General features: G+C 43.0%; 16 protein-coding genes. All 16 read right to left on the bottom strand.

What is annotated here, in order from left to right; all coding sequences use genetic code 11:
* Positions 1 to 166: 166 nt before the first annotated feature.
* On the bottom strand, positions 167 to 964 hold the full coding sequence (locus AAEY79_RS03885; RefSeq protein WP_037026311.1) for a metallophosphoesterase: 798 nt from the start codon (positions 962 to 964) through the stop codon (positions 167 to 169).
* 231 nt (positions 965 to 1,195) lie between these two features.
* Positions 1,196 to 1,894 carry an orotidine-5'-phosphate decarboxylase gene (pyrF, locus tag AAEY79_RS03880; protein WP_025653003.1) on the bottom strand — a complete coding sequence of 233 codons (699 nt, stop codon included), beginning with the start codon at positions 1,892 to 1,894 and terminating at the stop codon, positions 1,196 to 1,198.
* 73 nt (positions 1,895 to 1,967) lie between these two features.
* A complete protein-coding gene (locus AAEY79_RS03875; RefSeq protein ID WP_025653004.1) occupies positions 1,968 to 2,372 on the bottom strand; it encodes a lipopolysaccharide assembly protein LapA domain-containing protein in 405 nt (134 codons plus the stop codon).
* 98 nt (positions 2,373 to 2,470) lie between these two features.
* Entirely contained in the window at positions 2,471 to 2,776 is a 306-nt protein-coding gene (locus AAEY79_RS03870) for an integration host factor subunit beta (protein ID WP_025653005.1), read from the bottom strand.
* A 334-nt stretch (positions 2,777 to 3,110) separates the two neighbouring features.
* On the bottom strand, positions 3,111 to 4,799 hold the full coding sequence (rpsA, locus tag AAEY79_RS03865; protein WP_025653006.1) for a 30S ribosomal protein S1: 1,689 nt from the start codon (positions 4,797 to 4,799) through the stop codon (positions 3,111 to 3,113).
* A 289-nt stretch (positions 4,800 to 5,088) separates the two neighbouring features.
* Complete coding sequence (cmk, locus tag AAEY79_RS03860) at positions 5,089 to 5,841, bottom strand: (d)CMP kinase (protein WP_025653007.1); 753 nt, start codon at positions 5,839 to 5,841, stop codon at positions 5,089 to 5,091.
* Positions 5,842 to 6,067: 226 nt separating this feature from the next.
* Positions 6,068 to 6,658 carry a tRNA adenosine(34) deaminase TadA gene (gene tadA / locus AAEY79_RS03855; protein WP_227502405.1) on the bottom strand — a complete coding sequence of 197 codons (591 nt, stop codon included), beginning with the start codon at positions 6,656 to 6,658 and terminating at the stop codon, positions 6,068 to 6,070.
* A 15-nt stretch (positions 6,659 to 6,673) separates the two neighbouring features.
* Positions 6,674 to 7,411: a uracil-DNA glycosylase gene (locus AAEY79_RS03850; RefSeq protein WP_025653009.1), complete on the bottom strand. Its 738-nt coding sequence runs from the start codon at positions 7,409 to 7,411 to the stop codon at positions 6,674 to 6,676.
* A 303-nt stretch (positions 7,412 to 7,714) separates the two neighbouring features.
* On the bottom strand, positions 7,715 to 10,282 hold the full coding sequence (gene clpA, locus AAEY79_RS03845; RefSeq protein WP_025653010.1) for an ATP-dependent Clp protease ATP-binding subunit ClpA: 2,568 nt from the start codon (positions 10,280 to 10,282) through the stop codon (positions 7,715 to 7,717).
* Between the two features lie 736 nt (positions 10,283 to 11,018).
* Positions 11,019 to 11,414 (bottom strand): ATP-dependent Clp protease adaptor ClpS, encoded by a 396-nt coding sequence (locus AAEY79_RS03840; RefSeq protein ID WP_201565698.1) that lies wholly within the window; start codon positions 11,412 to 11,414, stop codon positions 11,019 to 11,021.
* Positions 11,415 to 11,615: 201 nt separating this feature from the next.
* Positions 11,616 to 12,491: a hypothetical protein gene (locus tag AAEY79_RS03835; RefSeq protein WP_025650497.1), complete on the bottom strand. Its 876-nt coding sequence runs from the start codon at positions 12,489 to 12,491 to the stop codon at positions 11,616 to 11,618.
* 115 nt (positions 12,492 to 12,606) lie between these two features.
* Entirely contained in the window at positions 12,607 to 13,674 is a 1,068-nt protein-coding gene (gene argC, locus AAEY79_RS03830; protein ID WP_025650498.1) for an N-acetyl-gamma-glutamyl-phosphate reductase, read from the bottom strand.
* A 182-nt stretch (positions 13,675 to 13,856) separates the two neighbouring features.
* Positions 13,857 to 14,993 carry a uroporphyrinogen decarboxylase gene (gene hemE / locus AAEY79_RS03825; RefSeq protein ID WP_025650499.1) on the bottom strand — a complete coding sequence of 379 codons (1,137 nt, stop codon included), beginning with the start codon at positions 14,991 to 14,993 and terminating at the stop codon, positions 13,857 to 13,859.
* 403 nt (positions 14,994 to 15,396) lie between these two features.
* Positions 15,397 to 16,569, bottom strand: coding sequence for a glutamate 5-kinase (gene proB, locus AAEY79_RS03820; RefSeq protein ID WP_025650500.1), 1,173 nt, complete (start codon positions 16,567 to 16,569; stop codon positions 15,397 to 15,399).
* Positions 16,570 to 16,648: 79 nt separating this feature from the next.
* Positions 16,649 to 17,863: an Obg family GTPase CgtA gene (cgtA, locus tag AAEY79_RS03815; RefSeq protein WP_201576850.1), complete on the bottom strand. Its 1,215-nt coding sequence runs from the start codon at positions 17,861 to 17,863 to the stop codon at positions 16,649 to 16,651.
* A 335-nt stretch (positions 17,864 to 18,198) separates the two neighbouring features.
* Positions 18,199 to 19,644: a glyceraldehyde-3-phosphate dehydrogenase gene (locus AAEY79_RS03810; RefSeq protein ID WP_350587941.1), complete on the bottom strand. Its 1,446-nt coding sequence runs from the start codon at positions 19,642 to 19,644 to the stop codon at positions 18,199 to 18,201.
* Positions 19,645 to 19,896 lie beyond the last annotated feature (252 nt).

Here is a 19,896-nt window from a genome sequence, read left to right as displayed (position 1 = left end):
TTTATGATTATGTTTGATGATCGTATTAGTAAGCATTTAATCTAAATGGCAGTTACACAGAATTTGGGATGGTCTCAATGATTAGAGTTTAAGACAGATTATTATCATGATTGCAAAATCAAACCTGCTGCTGTTTGCGACATAAGGTTGTTATGAGACACGCTACTCACCCAATATCAATGACCTTATTCCATGCGAATGCTATCTCAGTACTACTGACTTCATTAGGATAAGCACGCGGATTGACGATCACGCGAGTATTACCAATACGATAATCAAATGCCTCATGCGTATGCCCATGCACCCACAGCGTCGGCGCCCAGTCTTCATGCATCCAGCCAGAAAAATCACTAACGAATGCCGCATTACTCGGTAGGCTAGCGTACTTTTCAGACACCGATAAGGCGCTGACACTATGATGACTCATGACAACAGTTGTTTTGCCCAACCCTTTAGAGGTTATTAAGGCTTTTTTTAGCCATTGCCGCTGCTCAGCATGGATTTGCATCGATACCTCAGGAGAGAAAAGATCGTTGCCAGCATAGATTTGCTTATAGTCACGCATAAAACGTCTGGCAGCGGCCATCGTGTCTTCATTGGCCTGATATTGATAATCCGTCCACAATGTACAGCCTAAGATTCGTACCTCGCCGATATCAAAATGTTGGCATTGTAAAACCCGAACGCCTTGCTGCAAGTGGGCATTATAATTGTCCCAAGTGGCAAGCTTCTTATCAAAATGCAACACATCTTCATCAAAGTACTCGTGGTTGCCTGCAATAGTAAGTAGCGGTATTTGTAGACGCGCTGCTTGCTCCTGCAACCATGGCATGCCGTTATCGCTGTTAGCGGTGTCTCCCGCTACTAACAACACATCTGCGTCGGTTTTGGGAATATGTCCCATGGGATGCGATTGACGCGCATAGCTGTCAATATGTAAGTCGCTTAAAATCTGTAATTTCATACTATCCAATATTATTTGATAATACCATTTCTCAAAATTGAGCAGCAAGCAAAACTAGAGGCCGCGTGCTGTCTGTTAATAGACGATGCGAATTTGTAATTGCCTATCATATGTTTAAGGTAGGTATCAGTATAAATTTAACTAGTGTAGCACCTTTTCATCGACCAGCAAAAAGTAAAAAAGACAGCCATTTAGGCCGCCTTTTTTTATTATTCTGTTACCATAAAAAGATCAAATACTTTGAAGTATCGTCTGTAGCTTAGTAGCAGGATCTTTAGCTTGAGTAATCGAGCGCCCTATGACCAGATAATCAGAGCCCTCATTCAATGCTTGTTTCGGGGTACAGATGCGTTTTTGATCATCCGCATTATCATCTAACAAGCGAATACCAGGGGTTACTAGCTTAAAGTCTTGACCGCATAATGCTTTAAGTACTTTTGCCTCCTGTGCTGAACAAACGACACCATCAAGCCCCGCTTGTTTGGTCAACTGTGCTAATCGACTCACTTGCACATCCAGGCCATCAGTAATACCCGTTTGCGTCAATGCTTGATTATCCATAGAGGTCAGTACGGTGACGGCGATTAGCAGGGTATTAAGGTTATTATCCAATAAGCGCTGTTTTGCTAATGACATCGCCTCGAGGCCAGCACTGGCATGGACGTTGACCATCCATACACCAAGCTCAGCGGCAGCCAGTACGGCTTGCGCTGTGGTATTAGGAATATCATGGAATTTTAAGTCTAGAAACACATCAAACTGGCGCTGCTGCAAGTTCTTGACGATATCAGGCCCGCAGCGGGTAAATAACTCTTTGCCTACCTTTAAGCGACATAACGCTGGATCTAATTGATCAGCCAGCGCTAAAGATGCCACCATGGTCATATTATCTAAGGCGACGATGACGGGAGACTTAATTACATTATTCATGGTTTTGCCATATTTATATCAGAGTATTCAAAGCACTATAGGTGCAGCTTAATCATTCATCTCATTCAGCGATTTAATCTCGCCTATGCTTAGCCAAAGTAGAGGCTTCATCTATATTAACCGCTGTGTCTTGTACATGGGTCTCAGTTGTCCCGTAAACTGCAGCTTCTACCGTAGGCGCATTCGCTTGACGATCGATAGCGATATTGGCTTGCGTCAATTGCTCTTGTAGATGTATATTGGCCTTTTGCAAGCGTGAGATTTCCCACTTATTTTGCAGCACACGGAAGATAAGCAACGCTAACAAAATACCAATGATAATACCGAGTATCAAACAAAGTATCAGTAGCAGTCCTAAATTCATCGTCGGTGCTTGTGAGAACAATAAATTGACACCGACCTCAGTATTATTGGCTAATACTAAACCTAGCGAATAAGCAAAGCTTAAGAACAGTAATATCAGCAGTAAGATGCGCATGAGACGTATACCTCGGTTTTGAATAGAGTTCATAGTTTAATGATAGCAGTCTAAAGTGTGTCATTAATAAACACATCTATAGCATAGCTGCTACTGTACTATTTATTGGCTACTTTATCATTGACGGCTTCACGTAGTGCTTTACCAGGCTTAAAATGCGGTATCGCTTTGGCGGGTACCGGTACGCTCTCACCTGTTTTTGGGTTGCGCCCCATACGGGCGCGGCGATGATGGAGACAAAAACTACCAAACCCACGAACCTCTACCCGACCGTCATTGGCTAAAGTATGGGTCATCAAATTTAATATTTCACGTACTGCATCATCTACAACTGTATCAGTTATATTTTCACAATTCGCACTCAAATTACTAATAAATTCGGATTTGTTAATCGCTTGCTGCATTATGACGCTTGCCCTGTTGATTAATGGATAAAATGACTGTCTGTCAAAATCTGTTTTTACGATGGCTTATTTTTTGGCTAACTAATGAGTTAACTCATAAACACTTAAACTTATCGCTGTTACCATAAAGCCGTAATATCGCTTGAATCTTGATTTGACTGGTGTCTTGTTACTCAATGTTGCAAATGATAGCGGATATTGGGATAAATGGAAATAAGAGTTTGCCTGTTTTAGCAAAAACCTCAATCATTCATACTACTTAGGTAAATTTGATCATAAAAAAAAGCGACCGGAGTCGCTTTTTTTTGTTACTACTATATTAATAGCTTGTCGCTTACTGCATTTGTTCTTTAATCAAGTCACCAATGGTTTTTGGCTGTGCATCAGAACCTGGAGCAGCAGTCGTGCTAGTGCTACCAAGATCTTTAATCGCTTGACGCTCTTCAGCTTCGTCTTTCGCTTTGATAGACAAGTTGATGTTGCGTGTTTTACGATCTACACTAATGATTTTCGCTTCAACGTCATCACCAACCGTTAGATGCTTAGTCGCATCTTCAACGCGGTCACGTTGGATCTCAGAGGCACGTAGGTACGCTTCAACTTCGTCAGCAAGCTCGATAGTAGCACCTTTAGCGTCTACTTCTTTTACTTTACCATTAACGATAGCACCGCGGTCATTGTTGACTAGGTATTCGTTGAATGGATCAGAGCTTAACTGCTTCACGCCTAGGCTGATACGATTGGCTTCTGCATCTACAGACAATACCATTGCTTCAACGGTGTCGCCTTTGTTGTAGTTACGGATAGCATCTTCACCAGTTTCGTTCCAAGAGATATCAGATAGATGAACTAAACCATCAATACCACCATCTAGACCGATAAAGATACCGAAGTCAGTGATTGATTTGATCGTACCAGTGATTTTATCACCGCGCTCGTGTTTCTTATCAAACTCATCCCATGGATTGGCTAGAGTCTGTTTGATACCTAGGCTGATACGGCGACGCTCTTCATCGATATCAAGAATCATTACTTCAACTTCATCGCCCACTTGAACTACTTTTGATGGGTGGATGTTTTTGTTGGTATGATCCATCTCTGATACGTGTACTAGACCTTCAATACCTTCAGAAATCTCAGCAAAACAACCATAATCAGTCAAGTTGGTTACACGTGCTTTTACTACACTACCCACTGGGTAAGTGCCGCCAACGTTATCCCAAGGATCAGTACCAAGTTGTTTTAGACCTAGGCTAACGCGATTGCGCTCACGGTCAAACTTCAATACTTTAACTTTTAGGTCTTGACCAACTTCAACGACTTCAGATGGATGCTTGATACGGCGCCACGCCATGTCAGTGATGTGCAATAGACCATCGATACCACCTAGGTCAACGAATGCACCGTAATCAGTAAGGTTCTTAACGATACCTTCGATCTCGATACCTTCTTCAAGCTTGTTCAATAGCTCTTCGCGCTCAGCTGAGTTTTCAGCTTCCATAACTGCACGACGGCTAACCACAACGTTGTTGCGTTTTTGATCAAGTTTGATGACTTTGAATTCTAGCTCTTTGCCTTCAAGATGCGTGGTATCACGGATAGGGCGAACGTCAACCAATGAACCTGGCAAAAACGCGCGTACTGAACCGATATCTACGGTAAAGCCGCCTTTAACTTTGCTAGAAATAATACCTTTAACGATCTCATCGTTGTCAGAGATTTTCTCAAGGAAATTCCAAGTCTCAACGCGTTTGGCTTTTTCACGTGACAGTAAGGTTTGACCCATACCATTATCAACCGCTTCAACCACAACATCGACACTATCGCCAACTTCAACTTCAAGTTCGCCTTCTTCGCTTAAAAACTCTTCACGAGCGACGATACCTTCAGACTTAAGACCAGTATCTACTGTAATCCAATCATTATCGATGGCTACAACAGTACCTGTGATAACCGAGCCACGCTCGATATCCAGACCTGTTTCTTCGATGCTCGCTTCAAATAGTTCAGCAAATGATTCCATTATGTCTACCTTTGTATAGCCGTATCCTGTCCAGCACAGTACGGATCAAATTTATGACTATATAAAACGGAATACTGGTTTTATATCCTATATAGTCATATAAAAAAAACGGTTGTTGTTAATAAGCGTACTATTAATAAACTCAATGTTTACTAAACTCATTAACAACAATTGTCTTATCATAATAAAGCTTCAATGTCGTTCTAGTCATTCCTTACCTGACATACTATAATTTTATACTAAAATCAAAGATATAGGAAACTTTTTAGTGCTTAATATGTTGTTTCTATTAACTATTAAAGCAAATACCCTGATTCTGGCAATGTTTTTTTATCTGTTCATAAACCGCATCAGCATCAAGCGTTGAGCTGTCTAATACTAAAGCGTCTTCTGCGGGCTTTGACGGTGCTGTCGTACGATTTTCATCACGATCATCACGGGCTTTAATCGTCGTTAATATTGCCTCAAAATCTGCCGCTTGACCTGCTTCTGTTAGCTGTGTAACACGGCGCTTGGCACGGGCTGCCGCGCTAGCAGTCAAAAACACTTTAACGTCAGCATTTGGAAATACAACTGTACCCATATCACGACCATCAGCTACCAGTCCTGAGCGGGTTGCCATATCTTGTTGTAGCTTTAGTAAAGCGTGACGAACTGTCGGATAGACAGCCACTTGTGAGGCATAACCACCAATCGTTTCGTTACGCACCTGCTCACCCACTGCCTCACCATTCACGATGATATCGACACGCCCTGACTCATTGTTAGGTACAAAGGCAATCTCTAAACTTTGCGTTAACTGTAATACAGCCGTCTCATCAATCGACTGACTGGCATCGGCAGTAATCAATCCTGCTTCAAATGCCTTTAAACCAACGATACGATATAAAGCGCCTGAATCTAACAGCTGATAATTCAATGCTTGTGCCAGACGCCAAGTTACCGTGCCCTTGCCTGCGCCACTTGGCCCATCAATACAGATAACAGGATAACGCATTGGCTGCGCTTGGCTATTATCATTAGCAGGTGTAGAGACGGTCATAGGATTCACTTATCACTTTATAGTAGGCACTGCGTATATGGCGGCTTTTATACTAAAAACCTCATCAAACAAAAGCGACTTGATGCAACAGTAACTACGCAATATTTACTTAATTATCAACTGCTTGTTAGACTACTAACTTATTAGCAACCAAATAGGGCGATATTATAGCAAAAAAACCACGCTATCACTAGCCACAAGACTGATATCTTGTTGAATGTCTATTTTATTTGTTACTGATGATGGTATGGTCGCTGAGCTTGTTCTTTTTCGCAGCTTGGCGACGCTCACGAAAAAAATGCTTTAACATTTGACTGCTATGCTCGCAGCATAAGCCTTTATGTACTTCGATAATATGATTATAAAAAGATTGTGCAGCTAAGTTCATTTGACTGCCTACCATCCCCGCTCTAGGCTCACTCGCCGCATAGATCAGTCTTTCCACACGCCCATGAATGAGTGCGCCAATACACATCGTACAGGGCTCTAAAGTCACGTATAGCGTTGTCTGTAATGGCAGACGGTAGTTCTCTAAACGCGCGCACGCATCCCTTAGTGCAACAATTTCAGCATGAGCAGTTGCGTCATGGCGCCCAATTGGCTGATTGAACCCTTGGCCAATAATCTGCTGATTGTGAACCAATATAGCGCCTACTGGCACCTCTCCAAGCGCAGCCCCTTGTTTAGCCAGCAGCAGTGCTTCTTGCATCCATTTCACGTCTTCTAGCGACCAAAACGTACTGCTTGCGAATGAAGCGTCTACTTCAATAGTGGCGAGTTGGTTATCTGTTAACGGATGAAGTTGTAAATTTATCATCGAATTATTTGGCATTTATTGTGGTAATTGCCAGTCAATGGGCGTCTGTCCATACTGTACCAAGTAATCATTGGTTTTAGAAAATGGCTTGGAACCAAAAAACCCACCACGATTGGCAGCAAGTGGTGATGGATGCACCGCCGTTAAAATCAGATGTTTTTCTGTATCGATATACTTGCCTTTCTTTTGTGCCTTACTGCCCCACAATATAAACACGGTGTGCTCCGTTTGTTCATTGACCACATCAATCACTGCATCGGTAAACTGCTCCCAGCCTTTGTTTTGATGACTGTTCGGCTCACCTTCTCGCACGGTTAATGAGCTATTTAATAATAAAACCCCTTGCTGCGCCCAATAGGTCAAATCCCCATGTGCAGAATAGCTGGTACCAATGTCATCGGCCATCTCTTTGAGTAAATTATTGAGTGATGGTGGCTTGGGAATCGCTTTGGGCACCGAAAACGATAAGCCCATTGCCTGCCCTGGACGATGATAAGGGTCTTGTCCTAAGATAACGACTTTAACCTTTGATAAAGGGGTTAGGTTAAACGCATTAAACATCAAAGGAGCCGGTGGATAAATGCTCTCATCTGATTGATACGCTTCCTTTAAAAACGCTCGTAGATTGTCCATATTGTCAGAGGTTAATTCCTCTGCTAGGGCCGCTTTCCAATCTGCTGGTAGACGGACATTATCTAAAATTGCCTGCCTTTGCTCTGGGGTTTTCGTCGCTTGCTCGTCGAACAATTCCATGATACATCCTTATTATATTTGTTATGAATAATTACTTCGCAACTACAGTCACAATATCCTAGAAACGCGATGGTATTGCTAATATCAATTTTTTTAATCTCTGTCTGCGCAGGTACAGCAAGCAAGAAAAATGGATATCAGCAGGGCGTGATGGTTCGATATTACTTTTCACTGACTATAGCGTGGTTTAAAGATTGATGGTAACAAAAAATGCTGTGAGGTTTGTTAATAAATTATAGCAATAAAAAAAACGGCTACCACAGAAATATGGTAGCCGTTTTTATAAAGCTAATGTAAAACCGCTTAGCTGGCTAGTGACTCAGAGTCAGGATGCGGCTCATGGGTCTCAACGACCGTCAATATAATACGACTATCGGCTGAGCCCTTATCAGAAGACTTGTTACTATTTTTGTCTAGTTTCACAGTAGCGTCATCTTTCTCATCACCTGCTTCAGGCTCTAGGGTTAGATGGACAACCCCACCGTTAACCAAGTCTCCAAACAAGATCATACTGGCCAATGGCTTTTTGATCTCGTCCTGAATCAAACGCTGCATCGGACGTGCACCCATCAAACGATCATAGCCTTTATTGGCCAAGTAATCACGTACTTCATCATCGATCTCTAGCGTGACTTGCTTATCATCAAGCTGCACTTGTAGCTCAACCAAGAACTTATCGACCACTGAAACCACCACTGAGGTATCTAATGGGTTGAACTGGATGATAGCATCCAAGCGGTTGCGGAACTCTGGGGTAAAGACGCGCTTGAGCGATTCTGTATTATCACGGCTATGATCTTGCTGAGTAAAGCCCATCGAAGAGCGGCTAATACTATCAGCACCGACGTTGGTCGTCATAATAACAATCACCTGCTTAAAGATAGCAACACGACCATTATTATCTGTCAAAGTACCATGATCCATGACTTGCAACAGCAAGTTAAAGACATCAGGATGCGCTTTTTCAATCTCATCAAGCAATAAGACGCAGTGCGGATGCTGATTGATCTTTTCAGTCAATAATCCACCCTGATCAAAACCGACGTAGCCTGGAGGCGCACCTATCAGACGTGAGGCCGTATGGGCTTCCATATACTCTGACATATCGAAGCGCACCAACTCTACGCCTAATAATTTTGCCAACTGACGCGATACTTCTGTTTTACCAACCCCTGTAGGACCGGCGAACATAAACGAACCAATTGGCTTATCTGGTGCTTTTAAACCCGCACGAGACAGTTTAATCGCATCTGCTAACGTCTCGATCGCTTCGTCTTGCCCAAATACTAAATGCTTAAGATCACGATCTAAATGCTCAAGAATACTCTTATCATCACTGGATACCGACTTGGGCGGAATGCGCGCAAGCTTGGCCACGATAGCTTCAATGTCTGCCACATCGATTTTCATCGGTGGTTTTTTCTTGGCTTTCACCGCTTTTGAATCGTCAGATGATTTAGCACGATCATTGGCTTTTGCCGTATTGGCTTCATCCTGCATCTCGTTGTCATCGTCACTGCTCAGGTCGCCATCTAAACCCTCAGTATCGGCATCGATCTGAGCATCAAAGTCCTGCTCTAAATCCGCAATGAAGCTCTCTTCTGCTTCAATGTCGTCGGCATCTGGAATCACACCTAGGCGCTTATACGCACCGGCTTCATCAATGACGTCGATTGCCTTATCAGGTAAAAAGCGCTCGTGAATGTGCTTGGCAGATAACTGTACAGCGGTAACCAACGCTTCATCAGTATATTCAACGTTATGAAACTCTTCATAGCGCGGCTTTAGACCGCGTAAGATATCGATACTGTCATCGACACTTGGCTCTTTAACATCGATCTTTTGGAAACGACGTGACAGCGCATGGTCTTTTTCAAAGACCTGACGATACTCAGTAAAGGTCGTTGAACCAATGCAACGCAGCTCACCGTTAGCAAGTGCTGGCTTGATTAAATTCGACACGTCCATATTGCTACTCATTGAAGAGCCTGCACCAATAATCATGTGAATCTCATCGATAAACAAGATCGCGTTGGGCTTATTCTTTAGGGCATCAAGCAGTGACTTCATACGTTTTTCAAAGTCACCACGATACTTAGTGCCTGCGATGAGCGAGCCGATATCTAAGCTATAAATCACACAGCCATTGAGTGGCTTAGGTGCTTTATCATTGATAATTAACCATGCTAGCCCTTCGGCAATAGAGGTTTTACCAACCCCTGGCTCACCAACCAACAATGGGTTGTTTTTGCGGCGACGGCAAAGTACTTGTGCCGCTCGTTCAATCTCAGAAGCACGGCCAATTAATGGATCCGTTTTGCCTTCTGCGGCACGCTGATTGAGGTTAGTAGCGAACTCAACCAAGGGATCTTTACTGGTCTTTTCAGAAGCACTACGGCGCTCACCAGTCATCGAAGCACGTGGCTCAGATGGCTCGTCTTTGTCCTGACCGTGTGATAGATACTGGGTCAGCTCAAGGCGACTGATGCCTTGTTTTTTAAGCAAATAAACCGCGTAAGTATCGTGCTCAGAAAACATAGATACCAAAATATCTGAGCCTTCGACCAAACGACCGCCACCGATAGACTGCACATGAAAAATGGCGCGTTGTAGAATGCGATCAAAGCTTTGAGTCGGCTGTGGTGATTGCTCCGTTTCTGCGTCTACCGTTGGCGTATGCTTATTGATATAAGCCTCGAGCTCGGTACGCAGCGTAGAAACATTCGCATTACACGCCGTTAATGTATTGGCAGCATGAGTGTTTTCTAACAGTGCCAACAATAAATGTTCAACAGTGAGATACTCATGCGATTTTTGACGCGCAAGTGTCATTGCTAAACGCAAAGAAACTTCAAGATGACGACTTAACATAAGGACTTCCTACGGTTGTACCTATCTTATAAATTGATAGCTTTATGAATGAGTTAGGTAGTAAATCAGGGCGATAGATGGATTGTTCAAGGGCAATGTTAGTATTATTAAGAAACCTGCCTAAATGATGATTGATGCGTATCGCGTATCATTTAGCCGATGTTTCGACCTATCTAGCAATGATTGTGATAATTCATATTCGCTTTTCTTTATCTCAACATGATACTCAATCATAGTCAATCTATTAACGCATACTAAAATGTATCTAAGTACGCTCTATGAGGTGATATTAGAGATAAGAAAGTCAGAAAAAAACCAAAATAACGAATTATATGAATGACAAGTTGGGAATAAAAAAGATTATATAAAAGTGAGGGCGTAAATAATCAGGATATTGAGTAATAGTTGTCTACGCAATAGTCTCAGAAACATAGCGAAATACTAAAAAACTGAGCGTAAAACGTCAATTTACTATACAACGCTATATTTGTTATATAAGGCTATTTAAGATAAAAATCAAGATCAAAACAGAAAGAAGACTGACTACTTAGGAGCGTTCTTAAGATGAGGAGAGATGTTAGAACGAATTTACTGTGAGAGTAATAGTAGAGCTGCCTGATAAAAGGCTTTTAAAAGTGTTACTAATATATAAGCTCAAAAGTGGCAGTATTATATTGCCGATTAAAAAGCATCCAACAAAGTGAAAAGTCACAAGAAAATGAAGCAGTTATGACATCTACTCACCTTGATGCGGTTCTATTTGAGTCAATAGAGGATAGCCTTCGCGATGAGCCAGACTATTTACCTTTTTGGCTTTGGTTTCAGCGATATCTTTAGGATAAATACCCGCAATACCTTTACTACTGTTGTGAATCGTCAACATAACTTCAACAGCAGAATCAACACTGTGGCGAAACTCCGACTGCAAAACGTAAACGACAAACTCCATCGGCGTATAATTATCATTATACATCACGACCGCATACATCGGTGGCTTCGCCACTTCTGGCTCGGCTACGAGCACGTCTGCTTGTGGTGACGTCTCACCCTCTGGCTCATTATCTTGAGCACGGTGTGCAGGTGTATTAGGAAAATGCCAATCGAAAACAGTTGGCCTAGCTTGTAGAGTCATAGGTTTTATCATAATCAAAATATAAGGGTAAGTTTAGAATAAAAAGAGATTATACAGAGAGGCTGTCAGAAATAGCATAAAGTACCATGGTTATAACAAAGTATCGTTGCTATAAGCTAGTGGTTATAAATAGCCATTGTGCTTAACTAACTTTGGTTCATACCACTAAATTTCAAGTACTTATTAGATTTTAAATGCTAATTAAGGCTCAATAGGACTTTCATCTACTTCTGGCAAATCTAAAAGCGATAGCGGCATATTGTCGACCCTATCGCCAAGCTTCCAGTCATAAAGCTGTTCTTTTTGCTGACCACCGGCTCTCAAAGTCAGTTTTGCCTGCAATGGCTTAAAGCCTGATGGCATCATAAAGCGGCCACGAATACGCACAATACCCTTAATCGAATAACTGGCAGGATCTAGCGGCACTTCCACGAAGTCATCATCATCAAGCAATGTCAACGTTGGTGTTAAACGCTTGGCATTACCATCTTCACTGAGCATACCGATGTCAAAACCATACTCAAAAGCATTCTCAGGTAGCGGCTTAATATTAGCACCAATTATCTGTAGTGGCATGCCACCATTATCAGCAATCACCTCAGTATAGAGCTCATTAAGCTGGGCAACTTGTTTGTTTTCAACAGTTAGTGATTTTTGCGTTTCGCGTAACTCTTTCAAGTTTGCCAAACTAATCGCCAGCTCTTGCTTGGCAGTCGCAGCCTCACTGGTGGCTATTTTGTTGCTAATCCGCAAGTCTTTTAGCTCTTTGGTTGCCTCATTGCTATTGATAATTGCTTGCTTGGTCTCGGTTTGCATCGAATGAAAGCCGCGCTGATAGCCAAGCTTATGACCAAATAACAATCCAACAGTAGCGGTCACTAATATGGCCACAACAAAGAGTGCCAGCACCAGTGTCGATGCCCCTTTTTGACCAGCAATGAGATTGTGATGGTTGTCGATAAAGCGGTCACTGCTTTGTAAAGAATGCGGTCTACGCTCCACTTGATATGGAACAGAGTCTTGGCACGATAAACGTGCTGGCTGTGAGCAAAAGCGTAGTACAATCTTAACACGCATTTAGACAGTATCTCTTAACAGTAAGGGCAGGTTATTATAGCGGAATTTATAATCAATACCTAGCACCATCAATATGAATGATTTAACAGTAAAAATACAATGTTGGATAGTAAGATTAAGGGACAATCGGCGCAAAATTCAACCCCTGTGACTCATCAAACCCAAACATCACATTCATATTCTGTACCGCCTGCCCAGCCGCGCCTTTTACTAAATTGTCTTGTACCACAATAACCGTCAATTCAGAACGCTCATTGTCCTGATGTACCGAAATCCGCAGACGGTTGCTGGCTCGCACACTGCGCGTATCAGGATAAATACCTTTTGGCATGACATCAATAAACAACTCTGACGCATAGCATTGTTCAAATGCTTGTTGCCAATCGATGGCAGCGCCTTCTTCGGTCAACTCCATATGGATAGAGCTTAACATGCCACGAATCATTGGCACTAGATGCGGTAAAAAGCGAACACGATGGCTAAACTGACTGTCTAATAACTGCGCCACCCCCTGCTCAATCTCTGGCAGATGACGATGACCTGTAACGCTATAAGCTTTAAAATTGTCCGTTGTTTCCGCATAATTAAGCGCCAGACTCGCCTGACGTCCCGCCCCTGAAACGCCAGACTTCGCATCAATAACAATACGAGCATCGATCAATCGGGTGGCTTGCTGATTTTGCGCGTCAATAATGGGTTTTAAACCCAAAATAGCGGTGGTTGGATAACAGCCAGGATTTCCTACGACCAAAGCGTTTGCAAGTTTATCGCGATTGACTTCAGGTAAGCCATAAACAGCCGTTTTCAGCAGCTCAGGACAGGCATGCGACTGTTTATACCAATGCTCAAACTCCGTCAATGACTGGAGACGAAAATCAGCCGCCAAATCGATGACTCGTACACCTGCTTGAGTCAACGCTTGTGCTTGTTTCATCGCGACACCATGTGGCGTGGCAAAAAACACCACATCACATTTTTGTAAGGTGGCAAGCGTATCATCACCCAAGTCACTAAAGACAATATCCGAGATACCGCGTAAGCTTGGGAATATCTCATCAGCACGTGTACCCGCTTCACTACGTGACGTTAGCAAATCAATAGAAACCTCAGGATGAGCGGATAGTAAGCGAATCAGCTCAATACCTGTATATCCTGTGCCACCGACGATTGCTGCTGAAATCATAAGATATCCCCTTTTACTCAGTAATGTAATTGCTAGCTATCGCTACCACTGGATTTTAAATTTATAAGTCCAATTTATCATAGCATTTAAATATCTCAGTGGCTAAATACCACAATGATTAAATAGCACAGTGATTAAATAGCACAGTGATTAAATAGCACAGTGATTAAATAAAGCAATGGCTAGATTTTGTAATCATGCACGGCATCGATAAACACTTTGGCATTGTCAGGGTTGACCCACTGCGTAATACCATGACCCAAATTCGCCACGTAGCCAGTTTTTTCGCCATTAGCATAAGCGCTATCTAGCATTAACTTTACTTCTGAGCGGATGGTTTCAGGAGAACCGTAAAGGGTTGCTGGATCCAAATTACCTTGAAGCGCTTTGCTACTCTGTAACTTCTTATGCTGTTTGGTCAACTGACGCTGACTCTCAGTCAATGCTTGACGCGCCCGATCAAGCGGCATCGTCCAATCTAGACCTAAGGCATCCGCCTCACTATCCGCTTGGACATCTAGCCATAGTCCGCCGCCCTTGGTAAACAGTACCACTGGTATATCAGGGTGACGCACTTTTAGCTCAGCGACGATGCGCTTATTATAAACATGTGAAAAATCGATAAACTGACGATGACCCAGCGCGCCGCCCCAGCTGTCAAATATCTGCAATACTTGAGCACCAGCAACGACTTGCGCATCTAAATAGTCAATAACAGACGTGGCAAGCTTATCTAATAATTGATGTAAAAAAGCTGGGTTACTATATAAAAAGCCTTTGGTATAACGATAATCTTTTGAGCTGCCGCCTTCAATCATATAGGTCGCTAGTGTCCACGGACTACCAGAAAAACCGAATAAGGGCACTTGCCCATTTAATGCTTTACGAATGCTGGTCACCGCACGCATGACGTAATCCAGAGAATCATTGACATCAAGCACAGGCAGTCTATCTAAATCAGCTTGCGTACGAATAGGGTGTTTAAACTTCGGCCCTTCTCCCGCTTCAAAATACAAACCCAAGCCCATGGCATCAGGAATGGTCAAAATATCACTAAATAGGATAGCTGCGTCCAAATCATAACGACGTAGTGGCTGTAAAGTGACTTCTGTCGCGCGAGCGGTATCGCGGCACAAGCTCATAAAGTCACCTGCTTCAGCACGGGTGGCTTTATATTCTGGTAAATAACGACCAGCTTGGCGCATCATCCACACGGGCGTGGTGTCGATCGTTTCAAAACGAAGGGCACGTAGCAATCTGTCGTTTTTTAAAGGGGCAAACTCATGCTGAAGCGAGTTATTATTGTCTGAAGCACTCATGTACAAATCTCCAAAACAGCACGGTATTCATTGATAAGAATGACAATGAATACCGTGCTGGATAAAATAAGTTGAATATAAAGAATATAGAACGCGTCACACATTAAATAATCAGGTTTTTGTGCAAAGACGCGTTTTAATCAAAATCGCGTTTTAAGCCAAAAACGTCTAGTATCACAAAATAATACTGGTTTTCGAGTTTTTGAGTGCTAATTACTTTTAAATATTAGGGCGTGTTGATAAGCTTTTAGTCGCGGATAAATTTCCAACCTTGATGAGTATAAGTAATGGCATGACCAAAATAGTCTACTGACAAAAGTCATTTGATGCCTTATTTATACTTATAAATAAGGCATCTTTATACCTGTACATAGAGAATCAAGCGCATAGGAAATCGATACTACTACATCGTCAATGCTAGGTTGTCACGATGTACCATGACCACGCGCTCTTCATTATTACCAAGAATTCTATCGAATTGCTCAGTACGCTCACGAGCCACACGGCGCGCGTCACGAGAGGAGAAGTTGACTTGGCCAACGGCGAGACGCTCGCCTGTATCTTGGTGCACAATTTCGACCACATCACCTTCATCAAAATCACCGCGTACTTCTGCTACGCCGACTGGTAGCAAGCTCTTATGATGTTCAACGACGGCTTTTGCGGCACCAGCATCAACAATCAAAGAGCCTGACATACGTAGATGCGCTGCTAGCCATTGTTTACGAGCAATGATTTTATCTTCGTCATTAGTCGTTAGCAACGTACCAACCGCTTCACCAGATACCACACGGGTAATAACGTCATCGATAGCGCCGCTCACAATTACGGTAGGACAACCACCCATGGCGGCAAGGCGACCAGCACGAATCTTGGTTAGCATTCCACCACGTCCGAGTTTGCCACCATCACCTGCAATATCAAACAAGTAATCAGCCATGGCACGCTCTTGACGAATCATTTTGGCATCAGGGTTATCACGCGGATTATCAGTGAACACGCCGTCTTGATCCGTTAAGATAATGTACAAATCAGCATTGACCATCGCTGCTGCCATCGCACCTAACGTATCGTTGTCGCCAAATTTGATCTCATCAATGGTGATGGTGTCGTTTTCATTAATGACCGGTAGCACGTTCCATTCTAATAACTGTGTCAGTGCGCCTGTGGTATTCAGATAACGACTACGGTTGGACAAGTCATCATGGGTTAGTAGTAGCTGAGAGCTTTGAATACCGTGCTGAATCAACGCTGACCACCAGGTTTCAATCAAGCCCATTTGACCAATAGAAGCACAAGCTTGCAGCGCCGCTAATTTTTTGGGACGCTCCTCTAGGTTCATGCGTACCACGCCTTCAGCAACTGCCCCTGACGACACGAGCAGTACTTCCACGCCTTGCTTGTGCAGCTTAGCAATTTGCTTTGCCCATTCGTAAATGGCAGTTCGATCTAGCCCTCGACCGTTATTGGTTAATAACGATGAGCCAATCTTGACAATAACGCGCTGAATATCAAAGTTGCGAGTTTGCTTAATAAACCTTGCTTCTTCGGTCGTGTTTTCTATGTCACCTGCCATATAAACTCCTGTGTCTTATGTCAATTAATTACGGGGATTGATCTAAAAAATTCAAGTATATCAGTTTAAGCACCATCATTTAAGGAACATAAACGACTTCAACGCCATCTTCATCGTCATCATCTAAATCATCATCGTCGTTTAAGTCCAACCCTTCACGTGCCGCTTTTCGAGCCGCACGATAAGCCTCACGTTGGGCTTCAGTATTCAGACGCACTTCTACTTCTAAGCGCTCAAAACGTGTTCTTTGTGCTTCAGCGAAGATGGGATCCTCTATTTCGCGTTCGCGCTCTAGTTCAATCTCATTCATCAAATGATATTTAACAGCATCAGTCCCTTCACCCATTAGGGTTGATGTGCGAAATACATCTCCTGTCCAACCAAGCTCGGCAACAATATGGGTACAGAGCTCATTTAACTCTTCTTCAGGCACCTGATCAATTTTGTTTAATACCAAAATTTGGGGCAAGTTGGATAACTCAGGCGAAAAACGTTCAAGTTCATTCAAGATAACACGAGCATTTTTTACCGGATCGCTGCCATCAATTGGCTTTACATCAACCACATGTAATAGACGGCGCGTACGAGCAACATGCTTTAAAAATCGAATACCAAGTCCTGCACCTTCTGAGGCACCTTCGATCAAACCCGGAATATCCGCCATGACGAACGAGCGATGACGACCAATATCGACCACACCCAGATTTGGAACCAACGTGGTAAACGGGTAATCAGCAACTTTTGGTCTAGCAGCAGAAACCTGACGGATAAAGGTCGATTTACCGGCATTAGGCAAACCAATCAAGCCAACATCAGCCACTACTTTTAGCTCAAACTTAAGAACTTTTAGCTCACCTTCAAAGCCTGAAGTAGCCTTGCGCGGTGCTTGATTGGTCGAGCTTTTGAAGTGAGTATTGCCCAAACCACCATCACCGCCTTTGGCAATTAGCAAGGTCTGACCAATTTCAATCAAATCACCCAATACTTCATCGGTTTCGGTATCGACTATCGTAGTACCAATAGGCACTGGCAAAAATAGATCGTCAGAGCCCTTACCCGAACAGTTTCTACTGTGACCATTCTCAGCTCTCATGGCGTCATAGCGACGCGTATAACGATAGTCAACTAGAGTGTTGGTATTATCTTCTGCAATGGCATAAACATCTCCGCCCTTGCCACCATCGCCACCATCAGGTCCACCACGTGGGACATACTTTTCTCGGCGAAAACTGGCGATTCCGTTACCACCGTCACCTGCTTTTACCGTTACGACGGCTTCATCAATAAATCGCATCTTACGTTCCTTAATTTACCATCCAGTTTATAAACTGGTTACAGCCAACGACTGTATTTTAGGGTATAGCTATGTGTTTGTGTAGTTGTAAAAACTTAGTGCTTGTGAAAGCTTAAATTTTATAAAAAATAGTGCTTGTAAAAAACTGGTTTAAAAATAATTATAACCCTAGTGTGCCAAAATACTTAGCAACAAACATGATACTTAGCAACAAGTATGACAACAACACCCGATAACCAATCGGACTATCGGGTGCTTGAGTATCACATCTAAAAAACATGGCTTCTATACGAAACTTAATGCATTAGCGTATCACTGCTATAGACTTAGAATTTTTACGCTGGAATCTGAGTATAGCTGATGCCGGCCATTTGCGTCGCCAAACGTAATACTTGCGTACTATAGCCCACTTCGTTGTCATACCAGATATAAACGATGGCATGATTGTCTGTGAGAATTGTCGCTTGTGCATCAACGATACCGACGTGCGTATCGCCGACGAAATCAGTCGAGACCGCTTCGGTAGAGTCCGTATAAGCAATCTGTGTTTGCCACTGGCTGCTATTAGAAACTTTACGCATAAACTCATTTAACGCATCAGCACTGGCAGGTGCAGTTTTGAGGTTTAAGTTTAAAATTGCTAAGCTGACATTTGGCGTGGGAACACGAATAGCATTACCGGTTAATTTGCCGCTAAGCTCTGGTAGTGCCTTACCAACTGCTTTTGCCGCACCAGTACTAGTGATAACCATGTTCAACACTGCACTACGGCCACGGCGATCGGCCTTGTGGTAGTTATCGATTAGGTTTTGGTCGTTGGTGAACGAATGAATTGTTTCCACGTGACCATTTTCGATACCATACTCGTCATTCAATACTTTTAGCGTTGGTGTAATCGCGTTGGTCGTACAGCTCGCCGCGCTGACAATCGTATCATCACCGACCGTATCATTATTCACACCATAAACGACGTTTTTAATCTCGCCGCCAGCAGGAGCCGTTAGCAATACTTTTTTAACGCCTTGAGACTGTAGATGCTTACCAAGACCGGCTTCGTCTTTCCAAATGCCCGTGTTATCAATAACCAATGCATCGTTGATACCATAAGCCGTATAATCAATTTCGCTTGGGTCTTTAGCATAAATAACTTGCACAAAGCGACCATTGATAATCAGACCGTTATTTTCATCATCAACCACCACGCCACCAGCGAAGCTACCATGAATCGAATCACGCTCTAGTAATGATGCACGCTTGGCCAAATCACCAGCAGCAGCCGGACGTACGACGATGGCTTTGAGTTGTACGCCTTTCGCGCTTGACGCTTGCGATAACAATAGACGCGTTAAGATACGACCAATACGACCAAAACCGTATAGCACGACATCAGTCGCACCATTGATAGCATTGTTGTCACTGCTAATAGATTGCAGAGCCGCTTGTACATCACTGTCATTAGCAATCAATTGACCGACATCGATACGCGCAGCTTGGATAGCCTTATTGTCTGCTAGCACTTTAACCATCGCTAGCGTATCAGCGATAGCGATGGCTTTTGCATCTTGATCACGCATCGCTACTTTTTGATGTAGTGCCAATATGCGACCGACTGAGGTCGTATCTAGCGTTTCACCGAACAAGGTCACTTGGACATCTTGCTCGTTATAGAGCTTATTCAATAGCCCCATGAGCTCAATCGCTTGTTGCTCTTGGTTGTTATAATTGCTCAAGTGCTCTTGATGTAGGTGGCGTAAGGTATCAGCGTTGCTCACGAGAAACATCCTTATGGTCAGTAATGTATGATCAGTAAAGTATGAAGAAGTATCAAACAGATAGATTGTATTTAGTCTAAGTGACTATTCAAATACGGTGAGGTCAAATACGATGAGGGCAAAACATCCATGCCAATCATTTTTCATTTTCATCAGTGTATTTAGATCGCCTAGATTTTAGCCTAAAACGGCCAATTTTGCCAGTGATAACATATCAGCGCGCACTTATAACCTATTTTGGGGCTATATTGACTTGATTAT

Source organism: Psychrobacter sp. GW64-MNA-CIBAN-0177 (genome assembly GCF_040309585.1).
Lineage (GTDB): Bacteria > Pseudomonadota > Gammaproteobacteria > Pseudomonadales > Moraxellaceae > Psychrobacter > Psychrobacter okhotskensis.
The sequence above is the reverse complement of the archived record's forward strand: the minus strand, read 5'-3'. Positions and strand labels throughout refer to the sequence as shown.